The 1,030-nt window shown below is 43.3% G+C and carries 1 protein-coding gene and 2 pseudogenes; all 3 read right to left on the bottom strand.

Features of this window, described 5'->3' with window-relative positions; all coding sequences use genetic code 11:
• Positions 1 to 183: pseudogene (locus OP495_RS18195) on the bottom strand ((S)-ureidoglycine aminohydrolase); the annotation flags it as partial.
• 64 nt (positions 184 to 247) lie between these two features.
• On the bottom strand, positions 248 to 874 hold the full coding sequence (locus tag OP495_RS18190; RefSeq protein WP_280571179.1) for a hypothetical protein: 627 nt from the start codon (positions 872 to 874) through the stop codon (positions 248 to 250).
• Between the two features lie 34 nt (positions 875 to 908).
• Positions 909 to 1,030: pseudogene (locus OP495_RS18185) on the bottom strand (allantoinase); the annotation flags it as partial.

Raw genomic sequence — 1,030 nt, 5'->3', positions numbered from 1 at the left:
AAGCGGCCGCGAAAGTATCCACAACCGCGTCTTTTCCCAATGCGGCAGGAAACTGGTGACGATATCGCTCATCACGCCTTTCGGGATCACCGCATACGCCTCGGTGAACACTGCTCGACCATGAATCAACTGGCTCTGCGGCGGCAGCCCTCCATGGGGGGCGTAGTAGGTATGTCGTGGCATAATTCACTCCAAAGTTAATGCCCATTAAATAACAAAACACATCAACAGGCACATAGCAGTTACATCACTCTCTCTTTTCCTCTATAAGCTGATTAATTTTAACAGCACTACGATATGGCCAATTAGCTGACTCAACTATAAGAGAGGAAGAAAACAAAAGCATAGCTCCCACTAACAATCCAAAGAGCCTCCATGAATGCTCATTCACATAAACAAATGAATAAATAGCAACCACTAAAGCGTAAAGGCACAACAAAACGCTAAAAATTGTTGTAAACCAACGGCCAATCTTATCCTTCAGCTGTATGCTAACCTCAAGCTTACCACTTTCATTTAAGTTCAGATAAGGAAGGCTGCTTTTTAGTAGTCGCCAACCCACAGCGCCATTAAGCTCCGCATGCAAATAAATTAAGGCACTTCTCATTTCTTTATTTGCGTCGATATAGCATGCTTTTTTAAAGGTATATCGCTCTAGATACTCTTCGGTATTTTCTCTGACCTCTCTTCCAATACCCTCACTTTGAAAAACAAGCAGCATTTTATTAAAATCCTTATCAGCCTTATCATAAAAATAAGCAAATATTCGAAAAGGCTCCTTTTTAATAATATAAGCAATAAAAAATGTTAAAACTGCTACCCAGACTCCTTCGCCTCCTATTCCCTTAACAACATCTTCAATTCCTTGAAACATCTCCCCCCCTTTTTTTATATAAAGAAAAAACGGACTAATTTCCCAAATGCTTCTCAGCCCAGTGGCGGGCGATGTCCACACGCCGGGTTATCCACACCCGGTCGTGGGCCTCGAGGTGATCAAGGAAGCGCTGCAGCGCTCGGAAACGCCCAGGGC

The organism is Chromohalobacter sp. 296-RDG (assembly GCF_029889885.1).
Taxonomy (GTDB): Bacteria; Pseudomonadota; Gammaproteobacteria; order Pseudomonadales; family Halomonadaceae; genus Chromohalobacter.
The sequence above is the reverse complement of the archived record's forward strand: the minus strand, read 5'-3'. Positions and strand labels throughout refer to the sequence as shown.